Genomic DNA, 12,899 nt, shown 5'->3' with positions numbered 1-12,899 from the left:
CATGAACAAGGTCGTGCCGACGTATCACCAGCGCGTCGCCCAGGAGAAGCGCGAACTGATCGTGAAGGCCGCGACCGCGCTGTTTCTCGAGCTGGGCTACGACCGGACGTCGCTGGCGCGGATCGCGGAGTGCTCGGGCGTTTCGCGGGCCACCTTGTTCAAGCAGTTTCCGACCAAAGCCGCCCTGTTCGACGCCATCGTCACCGAATCCTGGTCGACCGCTGACGAGGAGGAACCTCCGCCGGCGGGCAACGTCGTCGCCGGACTCGACATCATCGGCCGCCGTTACGCCGAACTGCTGGGCCGGGCCCAGATGACCGACCTGTTCAGGATCGTCATCGCCGAGCTGCCGCGGTTCCCCGAGCTGGCCCATGCGCAGTTCTCGCACGGGAAAATGCCCTATTTCGAGTCCGTGCGCAGCTATCTCCTGGCCGAGCACGAGGCGGGAACGGTGCGGATCGAGGACGCGGACCTCGCCGCCACCCAGTTCCTGGGCATGATCTCCAACTACGTCTTCTGGCCGACGCTCCTGGTGCCGGGCTGGGAGGTGAGCGCCGAACGCGTCGCCCAGGTAGTCGACGAGGCCGTCTGCACTACCGCCGCCCGGTACGCCGCGGCTGGATCAGGGGCGTCCGCCGACAACTGAGTCCCGCCGCCGCAAACCCGCGGCTCACACCGTGTCCAGAACCACCTCGAACGCCACCTCAGCCGCCCCCAGCAGCTTCACGTCCGCCCCCAGCGCCGAACTCACGATCCGCGTCCCCCCGACAGCCCGGGAAACCAAACTCCTCCGCCGGACTTCCTCGGCGATAGCCCGGATCACCGACTCCGGCAGCACAGTCAGCAAATCCCCCAGCACCACCAACTCCGGCCCCAGCAGATTGACCACGTTGACCAACCCCAACGTGAGCCACTCCGCGTACTCCTCCAGCCGGGAAGCGGCCGCGACCGCATCCGACCCCAACTCGCGCAGCTCGACCAGGATCGCGCCGCGCGGCGTGTCCTCCGGCAGCCCCAGCGCCCGGCACAACGCCGCCTCGCCGATCTCGGTCTCCCAGCATCCCCGGCTCCCGCAATAGCAAGCCCGCCCGCCGGGCCGGATCGCCATATGCCCGATCTCGCCGACGTACCCCGCGCCCCCGCGCAACGAAGACCCCTGCGAAATCACCCCGCCGCCGACCCCGACGTCCGCGGACACGTAAACCGAATCCGAAGACCCCCGGGCCGCCCCGCGCAGATGCTCGGCGACCGCCCCCAGCTCAGCGTCGTTGGCCACCAGCACCGGAATCCGCAGCACCGCGGACAACCGGTCCCCCAGCGCCACATCGGTCCACCGCAGGTTGGGCGCCTCGTGCACCAGCCCGTCGGCCCGCCGCACCACGCCGGGCACCGACACCCCGACCGCCACCGGCTCCACGCCGAGATCCCCGGCCAGCACCCGGGTCGACTCGATCACGTGCGTGATGACTTCGTCCGCGGTCCGCGTCCGGGCATGCAGATTCCAGCTGTTGCGCCCGAGAATCTGCCCGCCGAGCCCGACCAGCGCGATCGCCACGTGCTCGACCTGCAGGTCGACCGCGAGCACCACCGCGGCGTGCGGCTGCGGCAGGACCAGGAGCGAGGGGCGGCCCGCCCCTCGTCCCGGCCTCGGCACTTTCTCCTCGACCACTCCCGCCTCGGCGAGGCCGTCGACGAGAGTCTTGATCGTGCTCCGGTTGAGCCCCAGTTCGGTGGCCAGGGCAGCCCGCGTACTGGGCCCGCCGACGTGCAGCAGGCGCAACAGAGTTGTGCGGTTGTGCCGGCGCACCTCGTCCGGGCGGGCGACGGGCGGGCTGCTCACCGCGTCATCTTCCCATCAGCCCTCAGCGGGCCGATGCCTCAGCCCGCCGTCGCGAGAGCGCGTCGACGGTCGCGGCCAGCAAAAGCACCAGACCGGTGATGATGTCGACCACCGCGGCCTTCTGCTGGAGCAGGCCGAGCCCGTTGTTCACGATCGCCAGCACCGCGCCGCCGATGACCGCGTCGATCACGCGGCCCTTGCCGCCGAACAGCGACGTGCCGCCGATGACCGCCGCGCCGACCGCGAACAGCAGGGTGTTCAGCCCGCCGGACTGGCCGCTGACCGAGCCGACCTTCGAGGAGTAGACGATCGCGCCGATCGCCGCGAACGCCGAGCTGATCACGAACACGCTGGTGCGCAGCTTCGGCACGTTGATGCCGGCCCGGCGCGCGGCTTCCTTGTTGCCGCCCACCGCGTACAGGTGCCGGCCGTAGCGGGTGCGGTTGAGCACGTAGGTGCCCGCCACCAGCAGGACCAGGACGATCGGCACCACGTACGGCACGCCTTCGATCACCACGAGAGTGTTCGGCGACCGGTTGACCGAGAGCAGCGCGGTCGCGACCGCCGCCACCGCCGCGATCGCGGCGACCTTGGCCAGCACGATCGGCGTCGGCTGCACCACGAGCCCGCGCTTCAGCCGCGAGAAGTGCTGGCCGAGCGCGATCACCGCGTACCCGCCCGCCGCGACCACGCAGAGCACCCAGCTGCCGAGCACGGACAGGTTGCCGTTGGCGACCGCGCTGAGGACGTCGCTGGTGCCGATCGGCAGCGTGCCGCCCTCGCCGACGAACTGCAGGATGACGCCCTGCCACACGATGAACAGCGCCAGCGTGACGACGAAGGACGGCATGCCGATCTTCGACACCAGGAATCCGGTGATGCAGCCGATCGCGGTGCCCGCGCAGACCGCGATGAGCATCTCGACCCAGGCGTTGACCGGCACGCCGATCATGATCACCACGATGCCGAGGAGGGAAATCACCGCCCCGGCCCAGATTTTCTGCAGCACCGCCAGCACCACGGCCAGCCCGAGCACCGCGATGAACGTGATGAACACGCCGGTGCCCATGGAACCCAGCAGGTTTCCATTGTGGACATAGTGCAGCGCCATCAGCGACGCGCACACCCCGGACGCGGTGCCCGCGGACAGGTCGATCTCGCCGAGCAGCAGCACGAACACGATGCCCATCGCGATGATGGTCTGGCCCGCGCCCTGCTGCAGCAGGTTCGCGATGTTCGACAGGGTGAAGAAGTCGCCGGACAGCGCGCTGAACAGGATCGCCAGCACGATCACGCCGAGCACGGCGGGGACGGAGCCGAGCTGGCCGTCCTTCATCCGCGCGAAGTAGTCCTTGATCGCCTCGCCGGTGGACATCGAGGTGGTGTCGATGCCGAAGTCGGTGATCGCCCCCGCGGGGGCCTCCTGCTTCTCCGGCTTCGCGGAAGTTTCGGTCATGGCGGGTTCTTTCTCGCTGCTCACTGCACGACGGCTTCGGGGCGGGCCAGGCCGAGATCGCCGGAACGGCCCGCGGTGATGAGTTCGACGACCTGGCTGTGCGTCACGTCCTTGGTCTGGACGTCCGCGACGAGCCTGCCGAGGTAGAGGACGTCGATCCGGTCGGCGACCTCGAAGACGTCGGCCATGTTGTGGCTGATCAGCACGACGCCGAGGCCCTGTTCGGCGAGCCTGCGGACGAGGTCGAGCACCTGCCGGGTCTGCGCGACGCCGAGCGCCGCGGTCGGCTCGTCGAGGATGACGACTTTGCTGTTCCACAGCACGGATTTCGCGATCGCGACGGTCTGCCGCTGCCCGCCCGAAAGCGCGGAAACGAGCGTGCGGACCGATTTCACCGTGCGCACGCCCAGCGACGCCAGCGTCTCGCGCGCGGCCTTCTCCATGCTGGCCTCGTCGAGCAGCCAGCTGCTGCCGCGCTCGCGGCCGAGGAACATGTTCTGCACGATGTCGAGGTTGTCGGCCAGCGCGAGGTCCTGGTACACGACCTCGATGCCGAGTTCGGCCGCGTCCTTGGGGCCGCGGATGTGCGCGTCCGCGCCGTTGAACCGGACGGATCCGGTGTCGTACGGGTGAATGCCCGCGATGCATTTGACCAAAGTGGACTTGCCGGCCCCGTTGTCGCCGACGAGCGCGGTCACTTCGCCCGCCCGCACGGCGAAGTCCACGTCGTGCAGGACGTGGACCGGGCCGAAGCTCTTGTTCAGGCCGGTGATGTCGAGAATGGGCTCGCTCATGGGATTCGCTTGTCTCTCGCGTGGATACCGGGCCGGGACGCGCGTCGGGGGAACGCGTCCCGGCCCGGCTGCTCTTGCGGACGGTTACGGCGTCAGGAGATGCCGTTTTCGGTGCACTTGGCGGCGAGGTCGCCGGTGCAGATGTCGGACGCCTTGACGTAGCCCTGCTGGACCACGGTCTTGATGTCCTTGATCGTGATCAGCTGCGGCTGCAGCAGCACCGACTTCAGGTCGCGGTTGTTCTTGGGGTCGTGCAGCGTGCCGGTGGCGATCGCGTCCGCGGCGGCCTTGTCGCCCTTGGCCAGCGCGGCGGCCAGCTTCGCGGTGTTCTCGGCCTCTTCCTTGATCGGCTTGAAGATCGTCAGCGTCTGGTCGCCGCGCAGGATCGCCTGCAGACCGGCCGGGGTCGCGTCCTGGCCGGTGACCGGGACCTTGCCGTTGAGGCCGTTCTTCTTCAGCACGGTGATCACCGCGCCCGCCAGCTCGTCGTTCGCCGCGACGACGCCGTCGACCTTGCCGGTGACGCGGGTGAAGATCTGCTCGAACGTCGTGCCGCCGACCTGGGCGTCCCAGTTGTCGATGGCCTGCTTCTGCACGAGGTTCAGCGCCTTGGAGTCATACAGCGGCTTGAGGACCTTGTCGTGGCCGTTGCCGAACAGCGTCGCGTTGTTGTCCGTCGGCGCGCCCTCGATCTGGACGACGTTGGCTCCCGGCTTGCTCTTCAGCGCGTCGGCCAGGCCCTGCGCCTGGATCTCGCCGACCTTCTCGTTGTCGAACGAGACGTAGTAGTCGGCCGAACCGCCGAGGCTGGGACGGTCGTAGTCGATGACCGGGATGCCCGCCTTCTTGGCCTTGGCCTCGATCGCCGCGCCGACCGCGGGGTCGGACGGGGCGATGACCAGCACCTTGACGCCCGAGCTGATGAAGCCGTCGGCGAGGGTGGAGAACTTCTGGTTGTCGCCCTGGGCGTTCTGGATGTCGGCGCTGAAGCCCTGCGCGGAGAGCGCGGCCTGCAGCATCGGCTTGTCGAAGGCTTCCCAGCGGGCCGAAGTGGCGGTCTCCGGCAGGATCACGCCGACCTTGCCGCTGGCGCCGCCGCCCGCCGGGGCGGAGGCGGAGCTTTTGCTGTCCCCGGAGCTGCCGGAGCCCGCACTGTTGGCGCCGCACGCCGAAAGCGCCAGGCCGGCGCTCACCGTCGCGGCGAGGAGGGTAAGGGTTCTGCTGCGCATCCTCGTTCCTTCTCCGATCATGCTCGCGGGGTGATCGGAGAAGGTCCCCGGTGCACCGTCGCAGATATGTTGTGGCCGACAACATATGCCGCGGAGCGGCTCTGCGGAAGATGGCGGGATCGAGTAACCGACACCAAATGGACACGGTTCGGCAACGCAGCCCTCATCAACGCCCTGCTATGACGGAGTGATCCCTGACACGCACCGAGCGTAACGAGAAGTTGTCCGGTCTTGTCCGGTCCGGAGGACAGGAGTGCCCGATCGGGCGCCCGGACTGAACCGGGCACGCGGTTCTACCAGGACGAGGAGGGTGCTCTGGACGCTCGGACTCGGCGCGCGCCCCGCCGCGCTACCAGGAGCGCAGCGTGACAATCCGCTCTTCGAGCTGCTCGACCGTCGCCATCGCGGTGGGCGGCCCGCCGCACTGGCGGCGCAGTTCGTTGTGGATCGCGCCGTGCGGTTTCTTCGTGCGGTGGTGATAGACGCCGACCAGCGCGTTGAGCTCCTTGCGCAGCGCGCCGAGCCGTTCGCTCACCGACTGCGACCGGACCGGCGGCGCGGCCGGTTCCTCGGTCTTCGGCTTGCGCCGCTTCTCGTCGGTGATCTGCTCTTCCTGCCGCTTGCGCAGCAGCGCGCGGACCTGGTCCGGCTCCAGCAACCCGGGAAGGCCGAGGTACTCCTGCTCCTCGTCGGAGCCGGAGAAGACCGCGGTGCCGAACGAGTTGCCGTCGTAGATGACCTGGTCGAGCTCGGCCGAGGCGTGCAGCGAGGTGAACGCCTTCTCCTCCTCGCCCGGTTCGTCCTCGGTGCGGTTGGCCTGGGCGAGCAGTTCGTCGTCCCAGCCTTCCTTCTCCCGGTGCGGTTTGCCGAGCACGTGGTCGCGCTGCGCTTCCAGCTCGCTGGCCAGCTCCAGCAGCACCGGGACGCTCGGCAGGAAGATGCTCGCCGTCTCGCCCTTTTTCCGGGCCCGCACGTAGCGGCCGATGGCCTGTGCGAAGAACAGCGGAGTGGACGCACTGGTCGCGTACACGCCGACGGCCAGCCGCGGGACGTCGACGCCCTCGGACACCATCCGGACCGCGACGATCCAGCGTTCCTTGGTCTCGGAGAACTCCTTGATCCGCCCGGATGCCTTCGGGTCGTCGGACAGCACCAGCGTCGGCGTTTCGCCGCAGATCCGCTCCAGGATCTTGGCGTAGGCGCGCGCGGTTTCCTGGTCAGTGGCGATCACCAGGCCGCCCGCGTCCGGGATTCCCTGGCGCACCTGGCTGAGCCGCGTGTCGGCGGCCTGCAGCACCGCCGGGATCCACTCGCCCGCCGGGTCTAGCGCCGTACGCCAGGCGCGCGCGTTCTGCTCCGCGGTGAGCGGCTCGCCCAGCCGCGCGGTGAACTCCTCGCCCGCGCTCGTGCGCCACGACGCCTCGCCGGAGTAGGCGAGGAAGACGACCGGCCGGACCACGCCGTCGGCGAGCGCGTCGGAATAGCCGTAGGAATGGTCGGCCTTGCTGCGCTGGAACCCGCCGCCGTCCGGTTCGTAGGTGACGAACGGGATCGGCGAGTCGTCGCTGCGGAACGGCGTCCCGGTGAGCGCGAGGCGGCGCACCGCGGGCGTGAACGCCTCGCTGGTCGCGTCGCCCCAGGACTTCGCGTCGCCCGCGTGGTGGATCTCGTCGAGGATCACCAGGGTCTTGCGGTTCTCCGTGCGCACCCGGTGCAGCGTGGGGTGGGCGGCGACCTGCGCGTAGGTGACCGCGACGCCGCGGTAGTCCGACGACGTGACGCCGGTGGTGTTGCGGAAGTTCGAGTCGATCGGGATGCCCGCCGCCGCGGCCGCGGACGCCCACTGGTGCTTCAGGTGCTCGGTGGGGGTGACGATCGTGACGGCCTCGACGGTGCGGTCCGAAAGCAGTTCGGCGGCGATCCGGAGGCCGAAGACGGTCTTGCCCGCGCCCGGCGTCGCGACCGCGAGGAAGTCCTTCGGCCGGCTCGACAGGTACTTCGTGAGCGCTCGGCGCTGCCAGGCGCGCAGCGGGCGCGCGGTGGAGTCCTTCTCTGCGGGCGGCGCCCCGAGGACCGGCTGGGTCGTCTCGGACAAAACTCGGTTCACCCCCTCCTCGGGCCGCTCGGCGCGGCCGTGACGTGCGAAAACCCCCACTGTGGCACCGGCTTCGCCGCCGGGCGCCGCGATGAGGGCACGTCGGCCAGCTTACCTTCCGCGCCCGCGGGCGCCGGGCACCGCCACGGGTGGTGTCCTCCGACACGCCCCTTCTCGGCGGGGGTGACGAGCCAAAACCGCGCGCATGGACCATGCTGGGACACACCATGGGCGAGGTGACACCGGACGCCGGCGAGGCAGAGCCGAACGGCGAGACAGTGCCGAAGACGAGCGTGCCGGAGAAGACCGCGCGCAGGGGGCCGTGGCGGCTGTTCACCCGCACCCTCGCGAAAGCGTGGGAGGGCAACATCTTCTCCGAGGCCGCCGAGGCGGCCTTCTGGCAGACGCTGTCGCTTCCGCCGCTGCTGCTCGGGCTGCTCGGCAGCGTCGGGTTCATCGGCGAGTGGTTCGGCCAGAACGTGGTCACCGCGGTGCACGACCGGATCATCACCTTCAGCCACACCATCTTCAGCGCCAACGCGGTGCAGGAGATCATCGAACCGACGGTGAACAGCATCCTCACCGTGGGCAAGGGCGAGATCGTGTCCGTGGGCTTCGTCATCTCGCTGTGGGCGGGCTCGTCGGCGATGTCGTCGTTCGTCGACGCGATCACCGTCGCGCACGACCAGTACGGCGTCCGCAACGAGGTGTGGCAGCGGATTTTCGCGCTGCTGCTGTACCTGTGCGCGCTGATCGGGCTCGTGATCGGGCTGCCGCTGCTGGCGATCGGGCCGGACCTGCTGCCGGAGTTCTTCCCGGTCGACTGGCGTCCGACGGTCTCGTCCTGGGTCGGCACGCTGTACTACCCGGTGCTGGGCGTGATGATCGCGCTCGCGCTGACGACGCTGTACAAGCTCGCGCTGCCCCGCCGGCTGCCCTGGCACCGCGGGCTGCCGGGCGCGATGCTGGCCGGCGTGGTGTTCCTGGTGTCGAGCATCGGGCTGCGGATCTACCTGAACTGGATCACCAAAACCGGGTACACCTACGGCGCGCTGGCCGCGCCGATCGCGTTCCTGCTGCTGATGTTCTTCATCGGCCTCGCGGTGGTCGGCGGCGCGTATTTCAACAGCGCGATCCAGGAGCTGTGGCCCGCCAAGGCGACCCGGCGGCAGCGGCGCAAGTGGCGGCGGCTGGAGATGGAGCGCGCGACCGAGCGGATGCGGGCCGAGGAGGGCCGCAAGCTGTGGGACCGCACGACGATGCCGTTGCGCCGGCCGAAACGGCACACCGAAAACGACCTCGCGGCCGAACCCGACGAACAGAACGGTGCCGAGGCGAACCGCACCGAATCGGAGACCGTGCAGCTCGCCAGGCCCGAGCGTGCCTCGGACAAGCGCGGTTCCGAGTCTTCTGGCTCAGAACCGCGCTCGCAGCAGGGCTGATTCAGCCCTGGCGGAACCGCCACGTCTTGCTGTCGAAGGCGATGCAGACGCTCGGCGACATCACGACCACGCGCAGAGTGCCGTCGCGCTCGTCGTAGTCGATGCCCTCGACCTCGAAGTTGCCGCTGCAGCCGCTCTGCAGCGGAAGCTGGCCGAGCGAGGTGACGTGCCCGGTGACGTCGGAACCGGAGACCGAACCGGAAAGATCGACCTGCAGCAACGGTTTGGTGGTGCCGAAGAGGCTGCCGTCCGGGTCGTCGGAGGAGCACATCATCCGGGTCGCGGACACGAAATCGCAGCCCTGGACGTCGCGCACCGGGTGGTCGAGCCGGATCGCCGAGGCGTACGGCAGGTTCTGGCCGGGATCGGTGGCCGCGACGCCGGGCATCGGGTAGACGAGCAGGCGGTCCATCGTGCCCCACTCGCCGGACACCAGCCAGCGCGCGTCAGGCGACACCGCGGCGAACGAATTGTTGTTGGCCTCCCACGATTCCAGCGCGTGCTGGTAATCGGCGCGGGAGCCGTCCGGGGCCTCGACGCGGAAGAGCTTCGCGCCGCGGTCGTCGCGCTGATAGGGCTCGACGTACCAGCCCTTCGCGGACCCCGGGTCGCCGATGTGGTTCCAGCCCTTGGCGGCGAGGCCGGCGTCGATCGTGCCGATGCCGGTGTAGCGGATGCTGGTGCCGGACGGGCGCTCGACAGTGGCGAGGCCCTGGCTTTCGTCGAGCGGACGGGCCCGGTCGGACCCGACGGCGGTCCACCCGGTCACCGCGTTCGCGGCGCCCGCCGCGACGGCGCTGAAGGCGGACAGCAGGACGACGAGGGAAAGCACGATCCCGGTTGCGCGCATGCGGGGACACTCCTGCGGGGAGGCGACTGGCCGGACTGAGGTCTACCAGTTCCTCCCCGGGTGCACAGCCACCGAGTGAAGGATTTTCACCTTTGTTCCCGCGCACCGGGACGCGCGGGAAGGATCAGTCGTCGCCGCCGGGACGGAGGCCCTCGTAGATCTTCTGGCACTTGGGGCAGACCGGGGACCCCGGCTTGGGCGACTTCGTGACCGGGAAGACCTCGCCGCAGAGCGCCACCACGTGCGTGCCCATGACCGCGCTCTCGGCGATCTTGTTCTTGCGCACGTAGTGGAACATCTTCGGGGTGTCGTCGTCGGTCGACTCGGTGCTGTCGGTCTCCGGCTTGGTCAGCGTTTCGGTGCTCACCCCACCATCATGCCTCAGCGCCCCGCTCGCGGTAATGCCCGGCTAGGCTCGCCTGACCTGCCAAGGGACCCCTCAGGAGCCCGGATGCCGCACGAGCCCGCACCCCGGTGGCACAGCGCGCTCGCCCGCCTCGGCGGCGACCACCACGTCGGCCACGGCGCCTGGGCCGACCTCGAAACGCGCTACACCGAACCGCACCGCCGCTACCACGACCTCGCCCACGCCACCGCCGTCGCGCACGATGCCGAGGAACTGGCGGCCGACCTGCCCTTCCACGAACGCGCCGTCGTCGTGCTCGCCGCGTGGGCGCATGACGTGGTCTACGACGCCGTACCCGGCCAAGACGAACAACGCAGCGCGGAATGGCTTCGGCACTGGCTTACTCGCGCAGGGGTTGGTGCCACGCACATCGACCAGGCCGAAGCTCTCGTACTCGCCACCGCGGCCCACGAAGCACCCGAAGGCGACTTCGCCGCAGCAGCCCTCCTCGACGCCGACCTGGCCATCCTCGGCGCACCGCCTGCTGTGTACGCCGCGTACGCAGACAATGTTCGCCAGGAGTACGCGCGCTACCCCGACGACGCCTGGACAAGCGGCCGCGCCGCCGTACTGGAAAGCCTCCTCGCCCGGCCCGCGCTGTACCTCACCGAAAGCGCCCGCTCACGCTGGGAGACCACTGCGCGGCAAAATCTGCAGGCAGAGCTGACCCGATGCCGCAGCGCACGCGGCGATCACAGATGATGTCCGTTCGTGACCACCCAGACCACTCCCCTGTTCGTCCACGAGGAAGTCGCCTCGGCGTTGCGCGACGGTCACCCCGTCGTCGCCCTTGAGAGCACGATCCTCTCGCACGGCCTCCCGTACGGACGGAACCTCGACGTCGGCCGCCGAGTCGAGCAAACCGTGCGAGACGGCGGCGCCGTGCCGGCCACCATCGCCGTACTCGACGGACGCCCAGTCATCGGCCTCTCCGCCGCCGAGTTGGAGCGCGTCTGCGCCCCGGACGCGGGCCTGGACAAGCTGTCCCTGCGCGACCTCGGCCCAGCGGTCGGCCTAGGCCGCTCCGGCGCCACCACCGTCGCCGGCACCTCCGCCCTCGCCGCAGCAGCCGGGATCGGCGTCTTCGCCACCGGCGGTCTCGGCGGCGTGCACCTGGGCGCGGCGCAGAGCTGGGACGTCTCGGCCGACCTCGGCGTCCTCGCCAAGGTGCCGACCGTGGTCGTGTGCTCCGGCGTGAAATCGGTCCTGGACATCCCCGCCACCCTTGAGGTCCTGGAAACGAACTCGGTGCCAGTCCTCGGCTACCGCACCGACGATTTCCCCGCCTTCTACCTCCGCTCCTCCGGCCACCCCGTCGGCTGGCGCGTGGAGGACGCGAAACAAGCCGCCGCGGTGATCTCCGCCCACCGCCGCTACGCGAATTCCGGCGTGCTGCTGACAAACCCGATCCCCGCGGAGTCCGAAATGGACCGTTCCCTGCACGACCGCCTGCTGCAGGAGGGCCTGGCGAAACTGGCCGACGCCGACGTGCACGGCGCGGACGTGACTCCCGTGCTGCTGGAGCATTTCCACACCGCCAGCGAAGGCGTCAGCATCGACGCGAACGAGGCTTTGGTGCTGTCCAACGCCAAACTCGCGACCGAAGTAGCGGTGGCCCTGTCGTGACCGGAATCGTGGTAGTAGGCGACGCAGGCCTGGACGTCGTCGCCCGGCACGACCAGCCCCTCCCCCACGGCGGCGACGCCCGAGCAGCAATCCGCTTCACCGGCGGCGGCGCAGGCGCGAACACCGCCCTGTGGCTGCGCTCCCTGGGCGCGGAAACCACCCTGGTAGCCCGAATCGGCGACGACTCCGGCGGCCGCCTGATCCGGGCCGAGTTGGAAGCCGCAGGAGTCCGCTGCGCCTTCGCCACCGACCCGGAAGCCCCCACCTGCTGCGTAGTCGTCCTGGTAGACGGCGAAGGCCAACGCAGCATGCTCGCCGACCGCGGCGCGAACAAACGCTTCGCCCCCGAGGACGTCACCGCAGACGCACTTGCCGGCTCCACCCACCTGCACCTGTCCGGCTACGTCTTGCTGGACCCGTCCTCCCGCCCCGCAGGCCTAGCCGCACTAGCCGCCGCCAAAGAAGCCGGGCTGACCACCTCCGTGGACCCCCAAGCAGCCGCCCACATCCACGACCCCGCAGCATTCCTAGACGACGTACGCGGCACCGACCTGCTCATGCCGAACACCGAAGAACTAGTCGCCCTAACCGGATCCGCAGACCCCGCCTCCGCCACCGAACTGCTGGACGCAGTCGGCGCGGTCGTAGTCACCGCCGGCCTGGACGGCGCAAGCTGGATCGACGCGACCGGCGTCGCCTCAGTCCCCGCAGTGGAAACAACCTGCGTCGACTCCACCGGCGCAGGCGACGCCTTCGACGCAGGAGTCCTCACCACCTGGCTGGCCGGAAAGTCCACAGTGGACATCCTGCGCGCAGGCACCCAACTGGGCGCACTGGCAGTAAGCCGCATCGGCCCCCAACCCTGACCCAAAGTTCCGTGAGGGGAACCCTAAGAGCCCCTGATTCCCTCAGGGTTCCCCTCACAGACCAACATTTCCCAGGGCTCCCCCACGGCTACCACCGCTTTTCAACCCACCTGCCCAACCGCAGCCCGCGCACCCAACCCACCAGCGCAGCCAGCCCCCACCCTGCACCCCGATACGAAGCCAAAAACGCGGCGCGGGGGTGCTTGTCAAGGCATCTTTCCCGCCTTGAGAAGCACCCCCGCGCCGTCGTCACAATCAGCTTCGGGGTGCCCCCGCTAAACAGGGCGCAATGTCG

Annotated in this window: 12 protein-coding genes; 5 read left to right on the top strand and 7 right to left on the bottom strand. The window is 69.5% G+C overall.

Annotated features, from left to right (window positions below):
• Position 1 precedes the first annotated feature (1 nt).
• Positions 2-646, top strand: a complete 645-nt coding sequence (locus ACZ7OI_RS30245) for a TetR/AcrR family transcriptional regulator (protein WP_470267516.1) — start codon at positions 2-4, stop codon at positions 644-646.
• 24 nt (positions 647-670) lie between these two features.
• On the opposite strand, the gene ACZ7OI_RS30240 is transcribed toward ACZ7OI_RS30245, so the two are convergent.
• From ACZ7OI_RS30240 to ACZ7OI_RS30220, 5 genes are all read right to left on the bottom strand, one after another.
• Complete coding sequence (locus ACZ7OI_RS30240) at positions 671-1,840, bottom strand: ROK family protein (protein WP_470267515.1); 1,170 nt, start codon at positions 1,838-1,840, stop codon at positions 671-673.
• A gap of 22 nt (positions 1,841-1,862) precedes the next feature.
• Entirely contained in the window at positions 1,863-3,296 is a 1,434-nt protein-coding gene (locus ACZ7OI_RS30235; RefSeq protein ID WP_470267514.1) for a sugar ABC transporter permease, read from the bottom strand.
• A 20-nt stretch (positions 3,297-3,316) separates the two neighbouring features.
• The gene (locus ACZ7OI_RS30230) at positions 3,317-4,090 is read right to left on the bottom strand and encodes an ATP-binding cassette domain-containing protein (RefSeq protein ID WP_470235472.1); all 774 of its coding nucleotides are present in this window, start codon (positions 4,088-4,090) and stop codon (positions 3,317-3,319) included.
• Between the two features lie 92 nt (positions 4,091-4,182).
• Positions 4,183-5,319, bottom strand: coding sequence for a sugar ABC transporter substrate-binding protein (locus tag ACZ7OI_RS30225; protein ID WP_470267513.1), 1,137 nt, complete (start codon positions 5,317-5,319; stop codon positions 4,183-4,185).
• A 349-nt stretch (positions 5,320-5,668) separates the two neighbouring features.
• Complete coding sequence (locus tag ACZ7OI_RS30220) at positions 5,669-7,414, bottom strand: DEAD/DEAH box helicase (protein WP_470235539.1); 1,746 nt, start codon at positions 7,412-7,414, stop codon at positions 5,669-5,671.
• Positions 7,415-7,641: 227 nt separating this feature from the next.
• Between ACZ7OI_RS30220 and ACZ7OI_RS30215 the strand changes: the two genes are divergently transcribed.
• A complete protein-coding gene (locus tag ACZ7OI_RS30215; RefSeq protein WP_470267512.1) occupies positions 7,642-8,856 on the top strand; it encodes a YihY/virulence factor BrkB family protein in 1,215 nt (404 codons plus the stop codon).
• Between the two features lies 1 nt (position 8,857).
• On the opposite strand, the gene ACZ7OI_RS30210 is transcribed toward ACZ7OI_RS30215, so the two are convergent.
• Together ACZ7OI_RS30210 and ACZ7OI_RS30205 are read right to left on the bottom strand one after the other, a co-directional pair.
• On the bottom strand, positions 8,858-9,706 hold the full coding sequence (locus ACZ7OI_RS30210) for a hypothetical protein (protein ID WP_470267511.1): 849 nt from the start codon (positions 9,704-9,706) through the stop codon (positions 8,858-8,860).
• A gap of 124 nt (positions 9,707-9,830) precedes the next feature.
• Positions 9,831-10,073, bottom strand: coding sequence for a DUF3039 domain-containing protein (locus tag ACZ7OI_RS30205; protein ID WP_470235468.1), 243 nt, complete (start codon positions 10,071-10,073; stop codon positions 9,831-9,833).
• 84 nt (positions 10,074-10,157) lie between these two features.
• Here ACZ7OI_RS30205 and ACZ7OI_RS30200 point away from each other — a divergent pair, with 84 nt between their 5' ends.
• Genes ACZ7OI_RS30200 through ACZ7OI_RS30190 form a run of 3 tightly spaced genes read left to right on the top strand, consistent with a single transcriptional unit; the run spans position 10,158 to position 12,604 of the window.
• On the top strand, positions 10,158-10,814 hold the full coding sequence (locus ACZ7OI_RS30200; RefSeq protein WP_470267510.1) for an HD domain-containing protein: 657 nt from the start codon (positions 10,158-10,160) through the stop codon (positions 10,812-10,814).
• A gap of 9 nt (positions 10,815-10,823) precedes the next feature.
• Complete coding sequence (locus ACZ7OI_RS30195; protein ID WP_470267509.1) at positions 10,824-11,738, top strand: pseudouridine-5'-phosphate glycosidase; 915 nt, start codon at positions 10,824-10,826, stop codon at positions 11,736-11,738.
• The gene (locus tag ACZ7OI_RS30190) at positions 11,735-12,604 is read left to right on the top strand and encodes a carbohydrate kinase family protein (RefSeq protein WP_470267508.1); all 870 of its coding nucleotides are present in this window, start codon (positions 11,735-11,737) and stop codon (positions 12,602-12,604) included. The genes ACZ7OI_RS30195 and ACZ7OI_RS30190 overlap by 4 nt, the downstream gene beginning before the upstream one ends.
• Positions 12,605-12,899: the final 295 nt, after the last annotated feature.

The sequence above is a fragment of the Amycolatopsis sp. NPDC114503 genome (assembly GCF_055633655.1).
The sequence above is the reverse complement of the archived record's forward strand: the minus strand, read 5'-3'. Positions and strand labels throughout refer to the sequence as shown.

Coding starts and splice junctions, on each gene's coding strand:
- ACZ7OI_RS30245 (WP_470267516.1), top strand. CDS start 2: ATGAACAAGGTCGTGCCGACGTATCACCAGCGCGTCGCCCAGGAGAAG.
- ACZ7OI_RS30235 (WP_470267514.1), bottom strand. CDS start 3,296: ATGACCGAAACTTCCGCGAAGCCGGAGAAGCAGGAGGCCCCCGCGGGG.
- ACZ7OI_RS30230 (WP_470235472.1), bottom strand. CDS start 4,090: ATGAGCGAGCCCATTCTCGACATCACCGGCCTGAACAAGAGCTTCGGC.
- ACZ7OI_RS30225 (WP_470267513.1), bottom strand. CDS start 5,319: ATGCGCAGCAGAACCCTTACCCTCCTCGCCGCGACGGTGAGCGCCGGC.
- ACZ7OI_RS30215 (WP_470267512.1), top strand. CDS start 7,642: ATGGGCGAGGTGACACCGGACGCCGGCGAGGCAGAGCCGAACGGCGAG.
- ACZ7OI_RS30210 (WP_470267511.1), bottom strand. CDS start 9,706: ATGCGCGCAACCGGGATCGTGCTTTCCCTCGTCGTCCTGCTGTCCGCC.
- ACZ7OI_RS30200 (WP_470267510.1), top strand. CDS start 10,158: ATGCCGCACGAGCCCGCACCCCGGTGGCACAGCGCGCTCGCCCGCCTC.